The sequence below is a fragment of the Thalassotalea psychrophila genome, from assembly GCF_031583595.1.
GTDB classification, from domain to species: Bacteria; Pseudomonadota; Gammaproteobacteria; order Enterobacterales; family Alteromonadaceae; genus Thalassotalea_A; species Thalassotalea_A psychrophila.
In genome coordinates this window covers 4,706,039-4,725,942 of the sequence record NZ_CP134145.1, presented here as the reverse complement: position 1 = coordinate 4,725,942, position 19,904 = coordinate 4,706,039, and the positions used below count along the sequence as shown (strand labels likewise).

The window sequence follows — 19,904 nt, the reverse complement described above, 5'->3', positions numbered from 1 at the left end:
CAAATAATAATTTTTTTTAAACGGATTTAACCATTTTGCTCAAATACTTCCCTCTCACATTTTTGTTTTTCATCGCTTTTAGTAATATCTCAATCGCTAAATCAACCACAGAAAAACTACCACTTGAATATTTCTTTAATCGTTCCGATATTGTCAATTTAAAAATATCACCAACCGGTGAGCACTTTGCCGGCAAAGTCAAAATTGATGGCATGTTTCAATTGGCCATTCTTGAGCGTAAAACAATGAAGCCAATTCAGTTGTTATCGTTTAATAAAGACAAAAGTGAGTTGCATGAGTTTGGTTGGTTAAACAACGAAAGAGTGTATGCCAGCATGAGTACACAGGCTGGCCCTCTAGATAAGCCTAGAGGAACAGGGGTCTTATTTGCCGGCAATATAGATGGTAGCAAGAAAATTCAATTGCTTGGCCCTAACGGCAATGGCTTTTACTTTTGGGGAGAGAGTACAATTCTTAGCCGCCTTAAAGATGATGATCGTAATATTTTGATTGAACTATCAAACAGAGAGCGCAGTTATGTGCATAAGCTCAATGTTTATACTGGTAAAATTCGTAAAGTAGCCAAAAGCCCTAAAAAGAGAGGCTCTTTTATGATTGATGATAACGACAGGGTTCGAATTTCAGTTGCCAACGTCAAAGAGGACGATGAGCATTTTAGAATTATTTATTACCGTGATAGCGATGGTGATAGTTGGAAAGAAATAGATCGTAGAAGTGAAGAACAAGGCTCATTTTGGCCTCTTACTACATTTGATGAAAAAGGCTTGCAAGTTTTTGCAAGTAAAGGTCCACAGGGTAAAGGAATTTATTATTACAATGTAAAAGATAAGTCTATGGAACTCGTCTACCTTATAGAAGGTGAAGAATCGATAGATGGCTTTTTGATCAACGAGAAAAATGATTTAATTGGATTGCTTCGCCAGAAAGGTAAACTAGAAACTGAATTGTTTGACCTAAAAGGTGAAGAAACTACGTTATATCGTTCGCTTGCCGCTTCTTTCCCTGAACAAGTTGTTAGAATTAGCAGTTTAACAGACGATAAACGGTTAGCGATTGTTAAAACCATGTCTGATCGGCATCCCACTACGTTTTACATGTATGATTTTAACAAAGAGCAACTTAGCTATTTAATGAGTCCTAGACAATGGGTAGATTCAAAGTTAACTGCGCCAATGGAGCCAATTGAATTTGAAGCGAGAGATGGCTTAAAAATTACCGGTTTTTTAACTAGGCCTCTAGGTAAGAAGAAAGACTTGCCTATGGTTGTTTATGTACACGGTGGCCCTTATGGTGTTAAAGATGAATGGAGATATGATCCTCGAGTGCAGTTTATGGCCAATAGAGGCTACGCGGTACTTCAAATAAACTATCGTGGTTCGGGTGGCCGTGGCCGAGAGTTTGAAAGAAGCGCTTACCGTAAAATGGGCGCAGAAATGCAAGACGACCTAACAGATGGTACTTTGTGGGCAATAAAGCAGGGTGTTGCGAATAAGGATCGAATTTGTATTTTTGGTGCAAGTTATGGCGGTTACGCGTCTATGATGGCAGTTGTGAAAGAACCTGATTTATATCAATGTGCTATTCCATACGTTGGCATTTATGACATTGCATTACAAACCAAATATAGTGACTGGGTTGGTGTATCGGAACTAGAAAAATTTATGGATGAAGCATGGGGTGCATATGATGAAGAGTTTGTTAAAGAGCGTTCTCCTATTTATCATTTAGATAAATTAAAAGCCTCATTATTTTTAGTGCATGGTGAGGACGACCCGCGTTGTCCAATTGAGCACCATGAAGCATTAACTGATGCATTAGATAAACGCGGAATAAAATATGAATCAATGGTGAAAGATCATGAAGGTCATGGTTTTTATGATCTTGATAATGTATTTGAACTGCACCAACGCTTAGAAAAATTCCTGAAAAAGCATATCGGCAATTAATTGCATGCTATAAGTTTCAAGAGCTAGAAACTTTATTTCTAGCTCTTGAAAGATTTATCTTTTATAGTGTGTCCTATGAATACTATGCGTAAATTTATTTTATTAATAATTATGATGACTTTTTCTTTTGCCAATGTGGCGAAAGCGAACGTGCATGTGTGCGCAATGGAACAACCACAAATGATGTCAATGGCGGGTCATGAAGGCCATGTTATGAACATTGAAAAATCAGTCATGAGCGACCATGATTGTTGTGAGCAACAGGCACAAGCAAGCATTGTAAATGTCGATCATAGCAACTGTAGTGATTGCGACCTATACATGGGTAGTGTAAGTGCATTGCCGATTAATACTATGCACGTTAACGCCGCTGGTTTTAATGATCGAATTTTATCTCATCTTCCCCCTAAAATAACTGCGCCTACGCAAGAGTGGTTGATTCCACCAATCGCATAATCCCAAAAAATTGATATAAGTTTTTTATTTTGTTTTATCGTTTCCGAACGAGGATTATTATGTGTATTACCCGTATTTTTAAATTAATTGTTTTAACTGTTCTGCTTTCTAACCCGGCAATTACAAGCCATGCAGAAGAGCACCTTGCTGAAGAGTTCAGTAAGCTAACTGAGCAAACCGACGTACAAGCTAGTCAGTATGTTTGCCCTATGCACTCGCATATTATTAAAGACCATCCTGGCAAATGCCCTATATGCGGTATGGATTTGGTTGAAGTCGTTCGTTCTCATTCAGTCGATACCAATGTTGAAGTTACAGTGCCAGGCCATATTCAACAGAACATGGCACTTACTACCGAACGTGCTGAAACATCAGTGCTTTGGCGCTTTATCGAAACCTTTGGTTCGGTTAAATATGATGAAAATGGCCAAGTGCATTTGCACCCTAGAACCACTGGTTGGGTTGAACAATTAACCGTTAAAACCCTAGGTGAAAGTGTTAAAAAAGGCCAATTGCTTTATGAAATTTACTCCCCTGAATTGTTACTCGCTCAAGATGAGTATTTAAGTTTATATCGTGATCAAACTGTCGGAAAAAATCTGAAAAAACGTGGGCGAACTCGGTTAAATTTACTGGGTTTAAATGATGCTTTTATCAATAAGTTAGAACAGCGTAATCAGTCATTTTATCGAGTGCCATATTACGCACCAAGTAATGGCATAGTTGCAAAGTTAGATATTCGTGAAGGAATGTATGTAAGTCCTGAAAATGAGCTAATGATGCTGGCTGATACCGCTAAAGTATGGGTAATAGTCGATGTCTTTGAACATCAAATGGACTGGGTTAAAACTGGTAAATGGGTAGAGTTTGATTTGCCTGCGTTGGGCATTTTTGCTCGTGAAGGTAAGGTTGAATATATTTATCCTGCTCTTGACCCGATCACCAGAACATTAAAAGTGCGTTTATCATTAGACAACCCTGATGGCGCCTTTAAACCTGAAATGATTGCTAATGTACGTATTTATGGTGGCGCAACCGATGAAGTACTTAATGTACCGGTGCAGGCATTGATTCAAACCGAACAGCAAAATAGGGTAATTGTAAAAACCAGTGATGATAAGTTTATCGTTAAACATGTTGCTGTTGGCACCATAAGCCAAGGTCGAGCCGAGATAATTTCAGGATTAAATACCGATGATGTTGTAGTTACATCCGGGCAATTCTTAATAGACTCGGAAGCTAATATCCAATCGGCTATCCAACAAATGTCGAACCAAGAAATGGAGCATAAAGGTATGGAGATGGACCATAAAGATATGGATCATCAAAACATGCCAGCTAAACCTCAAAACAATACCCATAACCACTAGGAGGCACGATGTTAACTTATTTGATAAATCAATCATTAAAACATCGTGTTTTGGTGCTGATATTTTCGACCATTTTGGCGGTACTTGGTTATCGAGCCATGCTTGATACACCGCTTGACGCATTGCCTGATTTAAGTGATATACAAGTAATTGTTAAAACAACCTACCCTGGGCAAGCTCCTGAACTGGTAGAACAGCAAGTGACGTATCCATTATCAAGTACTTTACTGTCGGTACCAAAAGCAAAAACAGTGCGTGGTTTCTCATTTTTTGGCGACTCTTACGTTTACGTAATTTTTGAGGATGACACCGATTTATATTGGGCGCGTTCTAGAGTACTGGAATACCTTGATCAAGCTGCCGATATATTGCCTAAAACCGCTAAACCAAGACTTGGCCCAGATGCTTCTGGTGTTGGCTGGGTATACCAATATGCGCTATCTGCACCGGATGGTGGCTATGACTTATCGCAGTTAAAAACCCTGCAAGATTGGTTTTTAAAACTGGAGTTACAGTCAGTTGCCGGTGTTAGTGAAGTTGCGACCGTTGGTGGCATGGAATTAACCTATCAAGTAGTGGTTGAACCGCTACGTTTAATGCAATACGGGTTAACATTAGCCGATATTGAAAAAGCCATTAAAAATGGTAATGGCGATGTTGGTGGTTCAGTACTCGAAATGAGTGAAGCGGAATATATGATCCGCTCGAAAGGGTATTTGCAAAGTATTGATGATATAAAATTGATCCCACTAGGGATTAATAACGAACAAAATACTCCATTGTTATTAGAGCATGTTGCAACAATCAGGCATGGTCCGCAAATGCGCCGAGGCATTGCAGAACTTGATGGTGAAGGCGAAGTTGTTGGTGGCATTGTGGTTATGCGCCATGGCGAGAATGCTCTTAAAACGATTGAAGCGGTTAAAGCTAAACTAGCACAGTTACAACAAGGTTTACCCGAAGGGGTTAAAATCACCACAACTTATGACCGCTCCACTTTAATTGAGCGTTCGGTTAACACTCTTAAAGAGAAGTTGTTCGAAGAAATTATTGTTGTGGTATTAGTCTGTTTTGCCTTTTTACTGCATGTACGCTCTACGTTTGTTGCGGTAATTTGTTTACCGTTATCGGTGTTAATTGGCTTTATTGTGATGCAGCGCTTAGGCATTAACGCCAATATAATGAGTTTGGGTGGCATTGCTATTGCCATAGGGGCTTTAGTTGATGCCGCGATTGTAATGGTGGAAAACCAACACAAACATTTACAGCAGTATTATCAACAACATGGCGAGTATGCGAAAGGCCAAAAACATTGGCGTTTAGTGGCAAATGCAGCTAGCGAAGTAGGTCCTGCATTATTTTTAACGCTGCTACTTATCACTTTTAGCTTTTTACCTGTATTTGCCTTAGAAGCTCAAGAAGGCCGGTTATTTACACCATTAGCTTTCACTAAAACTTTAGTGATGGCGGCTGCAGCATTAGTGTCGGTTACTTTGGTTCCTGTGTTAATGGGTTACTTCATTAAGGGAAAAGTGCCAAGTGAGCATAAAAATCCATTAAATCGCGTGCTTGTTTGGTTATATCGACCGTTGTTACGAGTTTCATTAAAAGTACCTGTGTTAATGATTTTATTGGCGGTTGGCTTAGCTGCTTCCAGTTATTACCCAATAAGTAAAATGGGTAGCGAATTTATGCCTGAGTTAGAAGAGGGTGACTTACTTTACATGCCAACAACATTGCCAGGGGTATCAATTAGTGAGGCGGGAAAAATATTGCAACAAACCGATCGCTTAATAAAAACCGTCGCTGAAGTTGATACCGTGTTTGGTAAAGTAGGACGGGCAGATACTGCTACAGATCCTGCGCCGTTAACTATGTTAGAAACCACCATTACTTTAAAGCCACAAAGTGAATGGCGTGAAGGGCTAACCCTGCAAGATATTATCGCTGAACTGGAGCAAAAAGTGCAGTTTCCTGGGCTAACTAATGCTTGGGTACAGCCAATAAAGACTCGTATAGATATGCTTTCTACGGGAATAAAAACACCGGTCGGAATTAAAATTTCGGGTGAAAAAACGGCTACATTAGAAACTATTGGTGAAGATATAGAAAATGCATTAGCTGACATTAAAGGAACTCGAAGTGTTTATGCCGAGCGAGCGCAATCTGGCCGCTATATAGATATTGTTCCTAACCGAATTGAAGCGGCTAAATATGGGCTAAACATCAACGACATTCAACAAGTCATTATGTATGCTGTAGGCGGTGCTAACGTTGATGAATTAGTGAAGGGCAAAGAACGTTATCAAATTAATTTGCGCTACCCAAGACGTTACCGCGAGCATTTAGATAGCTTGAATAATTTACCATTTGTAACTCCAAGTGGTGCTTGGGTAACGTTATCGCAAGTCGCTAGCGTTGAAATAAAGCAAGGTCCGGCGATGCTGAAAAGTGAAAATGGTCGCAACATTGCTTGGGTCTTTGTTGACTTAGAACCTGGTACTTCAATTGGTGACTATATTAAAAATGCCGAACAAGTGTTAGCGACTAAGGTAGATTTACCGGCTAAATACGCGATCAGCTTTGCTGGCCAATATGAATATATGCAACGCGTAGAAGAAAAAATGCAATTAGTGGTGCCTATCACCGTATTAATCATTTTCATTCTACTTTATTTAACGTTTAGTTCAGTACAACAAGCATTGTTAGTTATGCTCACTCTGCCGGTAGCCCTTGCTGGTTCATTGTGGTTTGTCTATTTGCTCGACTATCAAATGTCGGTAGCATTGGCTGTAGGGATGATAGCTCTGGCTGGTGTCGCTGCAGAGTTTGGCGTTATTATGCTTATTTATTTGAACCAAGCATTAGCAACTAACACAGAACCAACAAGAGCATTCTTACTCGCAAAAATTGAGTATGGCGCCGTGCAGCGTGTAAGGCCAAAAGCCATGACAGTGTTAACCATTATTGCCGGTTTATTACCTATCATGCTTGGTAGCGGCAGCGGTAATGAAGTAATGCAACGCATTGCTGCACCTATGGTTGGCGGTATGATTGTGAGCCCGTTAGTGTCCATGCTGGTGATCCCTTGTGCGTATTATCTGTTAAATAAAGCAGCATTTAAAAAATAAGGCTAGTACTGTTGATCTTTTACACCTCTGAAAAAAGAAAGCCAAAAAGCTTGGTAAATACAGCAAGAAAATATCATAAATGGTTGATGCTCTTTTGCGGCGTGCAATTTGTTATATGGTCGGTAAGCGGCGCGTATATGGTGTTTTTTGATATTGATTATATTCATGGCGATAGCTTGGTTGTTAATCATCAAGATAAAATTAATGTCGATAATATCCATTATTCTGTTAAGGAGTTACGTGAACAGTACCCTGATGCAACGAATGTCAGTGTTGGTAAGTTTATCGATAAAGAAGTGTATTCTTTTACCAGCAAAGATGAGCGCCATTTAGTTGATGCCAGTAATGGAAAATTGCTTTCACCATTAAAGCAAGCAACGGCGATTAATGCTGCAAAGTACTATTATTCAGGCGAAGGTCATGTACTCGACGTAGAGCTTATCACTGAAAACCCTCCTTTTGAATTAAGCCGCCGAGCCTTGCCCGCATGGCGAATTAATTTTGATGATTTTGGCTCTCCCTCAATCTACGTGTCGGCGCAAACTGGTAAGTTGGTTGGTAAACGACATGAATTTTGGCGACTATTTGATTGGATGTTCCGTTTTCATGTAATGGACTATGACGATGGTGAGAATATCGAAAATTTATTACTGTTTTGCTTTGCATTGTTTGGCATTATTGCCGCAATTAGCGGTCTGATCCTGACTTACTTTCGAGTGTTTAAAGCGAATGGTAAAAGAAAGATCACCAGATCAGTTAAGTTAGAAGGTCGCAGCTAATGAGGTTAGTTAGAAAAATTCATAAATGGGTTTCAGTGATCATTGGCATTCAATTATTGCTTTGGTTACTCAGTGGTATATTTTTTAATATGATGGACCATACCAAGGCAGCAGGTAATACTTTTAAAAACCGTGCGCATCAGCATGTTGAAGTTGAGCAGGCATTATTAGTAGAGCCATTATCTGTATTGCAAGCTAACAAGGCGAGTATATCGTTAGTGCAAACGCAATTACTTGAACAGCCATATTATTTGTTAACCCACACTAAGGGGTTGTATAAGCACTTCGAGAACCACTATACATTGATTAATGCCTATACTGGTGAGCAAGTCATTGTAGATAATGAACTGGCAGTAAAATTGGCAAAACAGTCATATACTGGGCCAGGAGAGGTTATCTCAACGAAGCTTTTACACTACCCTCTAGATGATTTTCCTAAGCAAAAAAATGCTTCGTGGCAAATAAATTTCGCCGATGATATTAATAGCAGTGTCTATATCGAAGCTGGCTCGGGGCGCGTTGTAGGTCATAGTGATGATGATAAGCGTTTTGCCGACTTTTTCTTTATGCTGCATTTTATGGACTATGGCAATGTAGGCAGTTTTAATAGTGTGCAAATGATGTTGTTTGCTTTTATTACTTTATGGTTATCATTAACAGGGCTTATTTGGACAATACATTTAGCCACCAAAGGCCAATACAAAATAAAAAAACGCTCTAATCGTCGTAGTAAATAATTTATAAACTATGCATCAATTAAACTACCCAAGTTAATCTTTTAATTTGGGTAGTTTAATCACCAAAATCTCTTCGAAACCAAACGACAAAAATTAAAATCTCGTCGCAATTTATTCAACTTCTAATTTGTTTTCTTCTAATTAATGAATCACAACCGTGTTTTATCTGATTTTGCATACGTATGCATGGCATTTTGGCTATGCATACGTATGTAGTCATTTGCACAGAATTGTTAATTTGTCGTAACTTTATAGGTAGATTATTAAATTGCCAATTTTATGGGCAACCGCTAAAAAACTGAACAGTTTTATTGCATTGATAGCGCGGTTGTAAAATTACCAATATTAAGCATTGAGGATTGTTCTGCTTAATTTCTAAAGAGAACCTATTTATTATGGCTACAGCAATTAAAAAGCCGTTAACTGCAGCGCAGTTTAAAAAGAAAGTATTACAGCACTTAAACTTTACTTCCTCTCAAACAGATTATCAGCAAGACCCAACAGCGGTTTTGCGTGCCGTTTGCTTAACAGTAAACGAAGTAGTTTATGAAAAACTAACTGAAACCAATCAATACCATAAAGAACATAAAAGCCGCTCAATTAATTACCTTTCACTAGAGTATTTGATGGGTCGCATGTTATCGAACAATTTGCATAACTTAGACTTATTCGATGTTGCTCAAAAAGCCGTTGCTAACCTTGGTTTTGAAATTGAAGACATCTTTGAAGAAGGTCATGATTTAGCTCTTGGTAACGGCGGATTAGGTCGTTTAGCTGCGTGTTTCCTAGATTCACTGGCAACCATGGATTTCAATGCCGTAGGGTATGGGATTCATTATGAACACGGTTTATTCAAGCAACAATTTCATCAAGGTCGTCAAATTGAAACACCGGATGAATGGCGTGAATATGGAAATCCTTGGGAAGTATGTCGTCCAGAGGCGGTGCAAAATATTCCATTATTTGGTCATGTCGAAACCATTGCCAATACAGATGGCAGTGTGAAAAAGGTATGGCATAGCGGTCAAACTATTAAAGGTGTGCCTTGGGATGTTCCTATTGTTGGTTATAACTCTAAAACCGTAAACGTCTTGCGCTTATGGGAGTCGCGTGCATCCAGTCATTTTGATTGGGAGCAGTTTAATTCTGGCGATTATCAAGATGCGCATTCAGCGCAAAATCATGCCGAAACTATTTCAAAAGTACTTTACCCAAATGATGAAACCGATGCAGGTAAAGAACTACGCTTTATTCAGCAATACTTTTTTTGTGCTTGTTCAGTTAAAGACATCATCAAACGTTATTCCCAGCAACATGGTAATGATTGGTCACAGTTTGCCGATAAAGTAGCTATTCAATTAAATGATACTCACCCTACTATCGCTATTTTAGAGCTGATGCGCACCTTAATTGATGAGTACGACTTTGCCTGGCTTGATGCTTTTGCCATGTGTAGAAAGGTTTTTGCCTATACTAACCATACATTATTACCAGAAGCTCTGGAAAAATGGTCGGTAGACTTATTCAACAAGGTATTACCACGTCACTTAGAGTTATTGTTTTCGATTAATGAATATTTCTTGAATGAAGAAGTATCGAAGATGTGGCCTGGCAATGACCAAATGCGTCGTCGTTTATCGTTAATTGAAGAAGGTGAAACGCAAATGGTGCGTATGGCGCATTTATGTGTCGTAACATCATTCAAAGTTAATGGTGTTGCACAAATTCATTCCGATCTGGTTAAAAGTGATTTATTTCCAGAATTCGACCAGCTATACCCTGAAAAGCTAACCAATGTGACTAATGGTGTAACGCCGCGTCGTTGGTTAAAAGCCTGTAATCCAGAACTTTCTAAATTATTAGACAGCAAGGTAAAAGTCGATTGGGCGAAAGATTTATCGTCGCTAAGTAGCGTTGCTAAATTTGCTGACGATGAAAAGTTTCAGCAAAAGTTTATGGCGATAAAACACAATAACAAGATAAAGCTTGCTGAGGAGATTTTGGCAAGTACTGGTGTTGAAGTGAGCCCTGATGCAATCTTTGATGTGCAAATTAAACGTTTACACGAATACAAACGCCAACATTTAAGCTTCATGCACATTCTTGCTCTATATCGCCGATTATTGGCAGATCCTGATTACGACATGCATCCAAGAGTGTATATCTTTGGCGCAAAAGCGGCACCTGGTTATTACTTAGCCAAAGAGATCATTTACGCGATTAACAAAGTAGCTGACAAAGTTAATAATGATGACCGTATCAAGGGTAAGTTAAAAGTGGTATTCATGCCGAACTACCGCGTCACCCTTGCAGAAAAAATTATTCCTGCCGCCGATGTTTCTGAGCAAATTTCTACCGCCGGTAAAGAAGCATCAGGTACTGGTAACATGAAGTTAGCGCTTAACGGCGCGGTAACTATTGGTACGCTAGATGGCGCCAATGTTGAAATTGCCGAAGAAGTGGGCGATGACAATATCTTTATTTTTGGTAACACTGTTGATGATATCAAAGCGCTAGAAGCTAATGGTTATAACCCATATGACTACTACAACAACGATGAAGAAATTAAAGCCTGTTTAGACTGGTTGCATACCGATTACTTTACTCCGGGTAAGCCGGGTGAATTGTCGGCAATAGCGCACAGTTTACTTGATGGTGGCGACCCATACCGATTGTTGGCCGATTTTGCTGATTATGCCAAGGCTAATATTGCCCTTGATAAAGCCTACAAAGATAAAGCGCGTTGGGCACGAATGGCAATAATTAATACTGCCAAAATGGGTAAGTTTACGTCAGATCGCTCTATTCAAGATTACGTAGACAATATTTGGAAGTTAACGCCAATGAGTTCACAGGGTTAAATCAGATGTTTAACAATGGCATCGTTAGGAAAAAAGCTAATGCAAAATGATATTCAAGCCAAAATGTTGAGTGAAGTGCAGGCAATAGCCAGTGCAAGCCACTCAAACCCTTATGGCTTTTTAGGCTTGCATGCTAATGGTAAAGGTTACTTGCAGATAAATACGTTTTTTCCTGACGCAAGCCTAGTGTCGTTGTTAGATGAAAACGGCAAGGTAATTGCCAAGTTAGATAAACTCGATGATAGTGGTTTTTTTAGCAAAGCTACTCGTCGTAAAAAGCGTTTTTCATATCAGTTAAAAGTTAAAACAGAGCTTGGTGAGCGAATCATTACAGATCCATTTGGTTGCACACCAGTATTAGACGATTTAGACATTTACCTTTTTAATGAAGGCAAACATAAAAAACTATACCAAAAGCTTGGCGCTCATTGTGTTGAACATGATGGCGTGCAAGGCGTGTCATTTGTTGTTTGGGCACCTAATGCCAGTCATGTTGCCGTAGTAGGTGATTTCAATAATTGGGATGGTCGCTTACACCCAATGCGCAAACGTATGGAGTGTGGTTTATGGGAGATTTTTATTGCTGAAGATTCAGCATATTCTCCTGTCAGAGCAGGTTGTCATTACAAATTTGAAGTAAAAGACAATAACGGTAATTTACTACCATTAAAAGCAGACCCGTACGGCGTGCAAGCTCAAATGCGTCCTGAAACTTCATCAGTAATTTCTGCAGAAGTAGAATTCAATTGGAATGATCAACAGTGGATGAATTCGCGTCAGCTACGCAATGATAGAAGCAGCCCGATTTCAATTTACGAATTGCATTTAGGCTCTTGGCAACGTGACCAAAATAATGAGTTTTTAAACTATCGAGATATCGCCGAACGTTTAATTCCTTACACATTAGATATGGGCTTCACTCATATTCAGCTCATGCCGGTAAGCGAATTTCCTTATGATGGCTCCTGGGGTTATCAACCGGTTGGATTGTTTGCCCCTACCGCACGCTTTGGCAGTGCGCAAGATTTTAAATATTTTGTACAGGCCTGCCATAACGCCGGCCTTGGTTTATTGATTGACTGGGTACCTGGTCATTTCCCCATCGATGAACATGGCCTGGCAAAATTTGATGGCACTTGTTTGTATGAACATGAAGATTTACGTAAGGGCTTTCATCCTGATTGGAACACGTTAATTTATAATTATGGCCGTACTGAAGTAGCAAATTTTTTACGATCTAGTGCCATGCATTGGCTTGATACTTATCATGTTGATGGCATTCGAGTAGATGCAGTTGCTTCAATGCTGTATTTGGATTACAGCCGAGCCGATGGCGAGTGGATCCCAAATGAACATGGCGGTAATGAGAATTTAGAAGCCGAGGCATTTTTAAAAGAGTTTAATGAAGAGTTGTACGCAGACTATCCAGGTGCATTCTCCGTAGCCGAAGAATCAACCTCTTGGCCGGGTGTTTCACGCCCAACAAGTGAGGGCGGATTAGGCTTTGGTTATAAGTGGAACATGGGCTGGATGAATGACTCGCTTGAGTACATGAAACGTGAACCTATATATCGCCAACATCATCATAATGAATTGAGCTTTGGCTTGGTGTATGCCTTTGATGAAAACTTTGTACTACCGCTAAGTCACGATGAAGTGGTGCATGGTAAGGGTTCTATTTTAACGCGCATGCCCGGTGATGAATGGCAACAATTTGCTAACTTACGCGCTTATTACAGTTTTATGTGGTCTCATCCCGGTAAAAAATTATTATTTATGGGCTGCGAATTTGGTCAACGAGCTGAGTGGAACTTCGATCAAGGCTTAGATTGGCATTTGCTGGAAAACGACAACCATAAAGGCGTGCAAAAATTAATTAAAGATTTAAATCACCTTTATAAATCCATGCCAGCCTTGCATCAACTGGATTGTGAAAAAGACGGCTTTGATTGGATTGATCATGATAATGCTGAGCAATCTATTTATAGCTATGTGCGTTATGGCCAAGATGGTACAAATCCAGTTTTAGTGGTGTGTAACTTTACCCCAACAGTACAGCATGCATTTCGTGTTGGTACGCCAAAAGACGGTTATCATAGAGAAATATTCAACTCAGACGCAGCCATTTATGGTGGTAGTAATGTTGGTAACCCGTTAGGCGCACAATCAACAAACAGACCTTGGCAAGGACGTACAGATTCAATTGAAATCACTGTGCCGCCACTTGCGACTGTTATGTTTGAGTTACAAGGTTAATTATTGATGACCTTAGCTAAGTTGGTAAATCCCGGTAAACATTATCCTTTAGGTGCAACCTTTGATGGTAGCGGTACTAATTTTGCCCTGTTTTCTGCCAACGCGACTAAGGTTGAACTTTGTTTGTTCGACAATGTTACTGAAACCGAATTAAGCCGAGTTGAGTTAACCGAATATACCGATGAAGTTTGGCATGGTTATTTACCACAAATACAGCCGGGAACCTTATACGGTTATCGAGTGCATGGTCCCTATGAACCGCATAATGGCCATCGATTTAACCCGGCTAAATTATTGCTCGACCCTTATGCGAAGCAATTAAATAAAAGCTTTACTTGGTCAGAACGCCACTATGGTTTTGATATCAATTCGTGTGCGCAAGACTTAATGATCGATAATAATGACAACGCCGCCTGCATGCCAAAATGTGTTGTTGTTGAGCCGTTTGATGGTTTAAACAATGCAGTAACGGTTAACGACAATGAAACCATAATCTACGAAGCTCATGTAAAGGGCTTTACTAAATTGAACCCAACTGTACCGGTTGAAATGCGTGGCACTTTCAAAGGATTAGCTCAGCCATCGGTAATTAATTATTTTAAAGATTTAGGTGTTACCAGCGTTGAGCTTTTGCCTATCCATGGCTTTTTTGATGAATCATTTGCCTTAGAAAAAGACTTAAAAAATTACTGGGGCTATAACTCTATCGCCTTTTTTGCGCCTGAACCCAGATATTGTCAGCAGCAAGATTTAACCGAGTTTCAACAGATGGTTGACGCCTTTCACCAAGCCGGAATGCAAGTGATATTAGACGTGGTTTATAACCATACCGCCGAAGGCAATCACATGGGGCCAACGTACAGTTTTAAAGGCATAGATAACGCCAGCTATTATCGCTTAGAAGCAGAAGATAAGCGTTTTTATATAAATCATTCAGGTTGTGGAAATACATTAAATTTAGCTCATCCGCGTGTGTTGCAACTGGTAATGGACAGTTTGCGTTATTGGGTTGAAGTGATGGGTATCGACGGCTTCCGTTTTGATTTAGCCCCCATATTAGGTCGTCAGGATTTACAGGGTAATGATAATTTTTATGGCCATTCAAGTTTCTTTGCCGCGCTTCGTCAAGATCCTGTTTTAGCTCATGTAAAGCTGATTGCTGAACCATGGGATATTGGCCATGGTGGTTATCAGCTTGGTCAATTTCCTGGAAATTGGTATGAATGGAATGACCGATATCGTGACGCCGTGCGTCGTTTTTGGCGTGGCGAAGACAACATGATCGCCGAATTTGCCCGACGATTACATGGTAGTGGTGATATTTTCGAACATCACGGCCGACGTCCATATGCCAGCGTGAATGTGGTAACCACTCACGACGGTTATACCCTCCATGATTTAGTGACGTTTGAACAACGTCATAATCAAGCCAATGGCGAGCAAAACAGAGATGGTCACAAGAGTAACTTTAGCCGTAATTACGGCGTTGAAGGTGAAACGACTAATGCCAACATTAATAAGATACGCAAGCAACAAAAACGTAATATTTTAGCGACGCTGTTTTTATCGCAAGGTACGCCAATGCTGCTTGCTGGCGATGAGCGCAATAATAGTCAATATGGCAATAATAATGCCTATTGCCAAGACAATGAAATTACCTGGCTGAACTGGGACAAACAAGACGAACAGCAAGTTCACTTTGTGCAACAACTCATCAAGCTGCGTAAGCAACACCCATTACTTAACCGCTTAAATTATCAACACGGGCAACAAGTTTCAGCCAAAACAGGTTTGCCGGATATCAGTTGGTTTAATTGCCATGGCGAGGCTATGGACGAAAGCAACTGGCACAACAAGGCGCTTAAGAGTTTTGCCATGATGTTGGCTGATACCAACAATAACAAAACAGCAAACGTTGCTAATGACGATGCTTTGTTAATAATTTTTAATGCCCACGACGTGGCATGTAATTTTCAATTACCCAATTTGCCCGGTAATTGGTCGCAAATAATAAATACCGCTGATAGCAAAGCCGACATTACTAACACACTAATAGATAGCACCTTGTTATCTGTTGCTGCGTTTAGTTGCTCGGTACTGACATACAGCCAAAATGATACACAGGGAATACAATAATGACAGCTATTCAACAACTTGCCGAACAGGTAGGTTTTCACTCCAGTTATATTGATAGTTACGGTAACTCGGTTGCTGCCAACCAAGATGCGCTTAAAGCATTACTCACCGCAATGAATTACAACGTTGACTGCGACGAGGCAATATTGGCGAGTGTGAAGCAGTTAAGTGAAGCCTCATGGATCTCGCTTTTACCGGCAATGCAAATGGTTAAATCAGAGCAGGCTGTTCATAGCGTCTGGATCAGCGTTGCCAGTGCTGATTTGAACAGTAACCTACAATGGCTTGTATCAAAAGAAGATAGCAGCATATTAACTGGTGTTGTAGATGTTGCTGAACTGAGTGTTATTGCCGAGCAAGATGTTAATGGTACGGTATATAAAAAGCTTGCCGTGGTGTTACCTAATCTACCAGAAGGTTATCACTCTTTATCGGTTAGCTTAGGGGAAAACACCGCAACCGGTCACCTGATTGTTGCTCCGCAAAAGTGCTATAACCCAAATGATGCCGCAGATTATCGTATGTGGGGGTTAGCTGCTCAGTTGTATTCGGTTAAGTCAGACAACAGTTGGGGCATGGGCGATTTTGGCGATCTTAAAAACCTGGTAAAGCAGTCAGCACAGCGCGGTGTAACAGCGATAGGTTTGAATCCTTTACACCCGTTATACCCAAACAACCCTGCTCATATCAGCCCATATTCACCAACGAGTCGTTGTTTTTTAAATACACTTTATATCGATGTTACCAGCGTTGATAATTTTACAACCTGTAAGCCAATGCAAACCCTAGTTAAATCGAAAGATTTTAAAGATCAAGTTGCACAAGCTAACCAGCAAGAATTTATTGATTACCCACATGCAGCGTATCTTAAGCTGCAAGCAATGGAATTATTATACAAAGACTTTGTTGCTAACCATTTACCGAAAAATACAAAATTTGCTAAGCAGTATTTAACCTTCGTTACTGAAATGGGCGATGACTTATTCGAATTAGCGACATTTGATGCTCTTTATGAGCACTTTCGCGCCATTGATGAGCATGCCTATGGCTGGAAAGCTTGGCCAATAGAGTTTCAAGACCCACACAGTGTTGAGGTTGAGCAATTTAAAAAAGACAATATTGAGCGTATTGGCTATTTTCAATTTTTACAATTTATTGCTGATAGCCAATTGGGCGACGCAGCTGCACAAGCGAAGTCTGATGATATGCCAGTAGGGTTATATTTAGATTTAGCGGTTGGTTGTGATGGCAGTGGCGCAGAAGTATGGGCCGATAAACACAGTTATGTGTCTGGCGCTGCGGTTGGCGCTCCACCTGACGCGATGAATACCCTAGGACAAGACTGGGGCTTAACGCCGATTAATCCGGTAGCACTGCAAGAAAAAGGCTATATGCCGTTAGTTAAAGCGTTACGCAGCAATATGCGTCATGCCGGGGCTCTTCGTATTGATCATGTATTAGGATTAATGCGTCAATATTGGGTTGCGCCCGGTATGGCAGCTGACCAAGGTATTTATATTACCTTCCCACTGGAAGATATATTCCGCATCATTGCGTTAGAGTCGCGTCGTAATAACTGTGTGGTTATTGGTGAAGATTTAGGTAACGTGCCTGATGGCTTTGGTGACATTATGTCATCGGCAGGCTTACTGTCTTATAAAGTGTTATTTTTTGAACGTTGGGATAATGGCTTATTTTTCCGTCCTGAAATTTACTCAGAACAATCAATGGTAACGGTTTCTACTCATGACTTATCAACCATTGCCGGTTGGTGGACGGGGAATGATTTGAAATGGCGCCAAGAATTAAATTTATACCCGAATGAACAAATGGGTATTGATGAGCGCAATTCTCGGGTGACTGACCGTGAACAATTGCTTGGTGCGCTTGAATATGAAGGTGTGCTTAGCAAAGAGAATTTCCCGCAAACACAGCCTGCGGTGATGAACTCTGAACTCGCACGCGCTGTACAAGCATTTTTGGCTAAAGCGCCAAGTCGTATTTTATTGGTACCACTTGAAGATGCTTTAGGCTTAACAGAGCAGGTAAATATACCTGGTACAATAGATGAGCACCCAAATTGGCGTCGCCGTTTGCCATTTACCATTGAAGAGTTTTGGCAACACCAAGATATGAACAATTTAGTTGATGTAATGAATCAGGAACGACCAAAAGGGTAACCTTAAGGCATAGGAAAGATTATGAATATAATAAAAACCACATTTTTAGGGTTTTGTGCCTTAACGTTAAGTGCTTGTGATTCTGCAAATAAGCAAACGACGCAAGTTGAAACTCAGATAAAAACAGCAAAAATCAGTGCCGAACTACCACATTATTTAGAACGCGACATCCGTGATGAAATTTTTTATTTTGTTATGCCTGACCGTTTTAATAATGGTGATAGCAGTAATGATAATGGCTCGGCCACTATTTTAGAGTCGCAAGGTGGCTTTGATCCAACAAGCAACGGTCATTATCATGGCGGTGATATTATCGGCTTAAAAGAAAAGCTGCCGTATTTACAAAACATGGGTATTACTGCAATTTGGATGACGCCAATAATGCGTAACCAAGCAGTGCAGGGCGACAGCTCTGGTTATCATGGCTACTGGGTTCTAGATTTTACCGAAATCGACCCACATTTAGGCTCTAATCAAGACTTGAAAGATTTAATTGATGCAGCACATGCACTTAATATGAAGGTGTTTTTTGACATTATTGCCAATCACAGTGCCGATGTTATTAAGTTTAAAGAGTGTCATGGTGAAGACGGTAAACAATGGCTTGGTGCAAAGCCTGGGTTATGTGATTACAAAACCTTAGAGCAAGTAGCGAACGGTGATGAATATTCGGTATTTATCCCCGAGGGCAGTGAAAACATTAAAACGCCGCAGTGGTTAAATGACCCTAAGTATTACAACAACCAAGGCGACAGTACTTGGGAAGGTGAAAGCGCTATTTACGGTGATTTTGCTGGCCTTGATGATATTGATACTGCAAACCCAGAAGTGATCTCTGGTTTAATTGAGGTGTTCAAAGGCGTGGTGTCTGAATTTAAACCTGACGGCTTTAGGATTGATACGGTTAAACATGTGAATATGGAGTTTTGGACAGAGTTTTCTCCTGCCATTGTTGAACATGCTAAATCATTGGGTATTCCACAGTTCTTTATGTTTGGTGAAGTCTACGATTTTACCCCAGAATTTCTAAGCACATTTACCACTACTGGCAAGATGCAATCAATTTTAGATTTTGCCCTGCAAGGCGCTATCGCTAAGGCGTTGGTTGAACATGAAGGCACTGATCAATTAGAAGCCCTTTTTAACGGTGATCATTATTATCAAGATGAAGACAGTGATGCTAGCATGCTGGTTACCTTTACTGGTAATCATGATATGGGCCGCTTTGCTCACATTCTTGATAGAGAAAATCCTGATATGAGCGAAGCTGAAAAACTGGCACGAGTGAAATTGTCTAATGCGTTAATGTATTTTTCTCGAGGTATTCCAGTGGTTTATTATGGCGACGAACAAGGCTTTGTCGGTGACGGTAATGATAAAAATTCACGCCAAGATATGATGCCTTCAAAGGTCGATATTTATAATGATGATGACTTACTTGGTACAGATGCGACAACGGCTGATGCCAACTTTGACCAAAGCCATGTGCTTTATCAAGATTTGGTAAGTTTGGGGAATTTATACCAAGCGCATGAAGCCCTTCGTCATGGTAAGCAAGAGCAAGTATACTCGCAGCAAACCCCTGGACTTTATGCCTTTACTCGCACTGATGAAAATGGCCAATACTTAATTGTTGCAAATACGGCAACGACAGATCAAAGCCAAACCATGACACTTTCATACAAAGGTTTTGAACCAGTTGTATTAGCGAAAGATAAAGACGAACAAGACGGGGTCGTAACCATTAATTTAGCTCCTTTGAGCTACGCCATTTATAAAGCATATAAATAGGTTGAAGAAAAATCAGGGTAGCAGAACCAGTTCAGTTACCCTGACTTCCTGAATATTAGTCTACATTTATTCTTGGCTTTATACGCTATATAAACGCAGTCTCGCGCTTAGCTGCAGAAGATGATTTATAGCATACGGCACTTATCTGTTCCCTTACCTCTAAAATAAAACGCCCTTGCATACGTATGGATAGGTACGCAAAGAGATTTCATAATTTAATATGTTAATGTTATGAAAAAC

Annotated in this window: 11 protein-coding genes; all 11 read left to right on the top strand. The window is 40.2% G+C overall.

Annotated elements, in window-relative coordinates; genetic code table 11:
• Positions 1 to 35: 35 nt before the first annotated feature.
• The 11 genes from RGQ13_RS19685 to RGQ13_RS19635 all read left to right on the top strand — a co-directional run bounded on the left by RGQ13_RS19685 (position 36) and on the right by RGQ13_RS19635 (position 19,664).
• A complete protein-coding gene (locus RGQ13_RS19685; protein ID WP_348391433.1) occupies positions 36 to 1,967 on the top strand; it encodes an alpha/beta hydrolase family protein in 1,932 nt (643 codons plus the stop codon).
• 75 nt (positions 1,968 to 2,042) lie between these two features.
• Positions 2,043 to 2,423, top strand: a complete 381-nt coding sequence (locus tag RGQ13_RS19680; protein ID WP_348391432.1) for a hypothetical protein — start codon at positions 2,043 to 2,045, stop codon at positions 2,421 to 2,423.
• A gap of 59 nt (positions 2,424 to 2,482) precedes the next feature.
• Entirely contained in the window at positions 2,483 to 3,793 is a 1,311-nt protein-coding gene (locus RGQ13_RS19675; RefSeq protein WP_348391431.1) for an efflux RND transporter periplasmic adaptor subunit, read from the top strand.
• Positions 3,794 to 3,801: 8 nt separating this feature from the next.
• Complete coding sequence (locus RGQ13_RS19670; protein WP_348391430.1) at positions 3,802 to 6,924, top strand: efflux RND transporter permease subunit; 3,123 nt, start codon at positions 3,802 to 3,804, stop codon at positions 6,922 to 6,924.
• An 11-nt stretch (positions 6,925 to 6,935) separates the two neighbouring features.
• The gene (locus RGQ13_RS19665) at positions 6,936 to 7,703 is read left to right on the top strand and encodes a PepSY-associated TM helix domain-containing protein (protein WP_348391429.1); all 768 of its coding nucleotides are present in this window, start codon (positions 6,936 to 6,938) and stop codon (positions 7,701 to 7,703) included.
• The gene (locus RGQ13_RS19660) at positions 7,703 to 8,440 is read left to right on the top strand and encodes a PepSY domain-containing protein (protein WP_348391428.1); all 738 of its coding nucleotides are present in this window, start codon (positions 7,703 to 7,705) and stop codon (positions 8,438 to 8,440) included. The genes RGQ13_RS19665 and RGQ13_RS19660 overlap by 1 nt, the downstream gene beginning before the upstream one ends.
• Before the next feature lie 395 nt (positions 8,441 to 8,835).
• The gene (locus RGQ13_RS19655; RefSeq protein WP_348391427.1) at positions 8,836 to 11,301 is read left to right on the top strand and encodes a glycogen/starch/alpha-glucan phosphorylase; all 2,466 of its coding nucleotides are present in this window, start codon (positions 8,836 to 8,838) and stop codon (positions 11,299 to 11,301) included.
• Between the two features lie 39 nt (positions 11,302 to 11,340).
• Positions 11,341 to 13,557, top strand: coding sequence for a 1,4-alpha-glucan branching protein GlgB (gene glgB / locus RGQ13_RS19650; RefSeq protein ID WP_348391426.1), 2,217 nt, complete (start codon positions 11,341 to 11,343; stop codon positions 13,555 to 13,557).
• A gap of 6 nt (positions 13,558 to 13,563) precedes the next feature.
• Entirely contained in the window at positions 13,564 to 15,693 is a 2,130-nt protein-coding gene (gene glgX / locus RGQ13_RS19645) for a glycogen debranching protein GlgX (RefSeq protein WP_348391425.1), read from the top strand.
• The gene (gene malQ, locus RGQ13_RS19640; RefSeq protein WP_348391424.1) at positions 15,693 to 17,873 is read left to right on the top strand and encodes a 4-alpha-glucanotransferase; all 2,181 of its coding nucleotides are present in this window, start codon (positions 15,693 to 15,695) and stop codon (positions 17,871 to 17,873) included. Before glgX ends, malQ begins: the two co-directional genes overlap by 1 nt.
• A gap of 21 nt (positions 17,874 to 17,894) precedes the next feature.
• Positions 17,895 to 19,664, top strand: coding sequence for an alpha-amylase family glycosyl hydrolase (locus RGQ13_RS19635; RefSeq protein ID WP_348391423.1), 1,770 nt, complete (start codon positions 17,895 to 17,897; stop codon positions 19,662 to 19,664).
• The last annotated feature ends 240 nt before the right edge of the window (positions 19,665 to 19,904 follow it).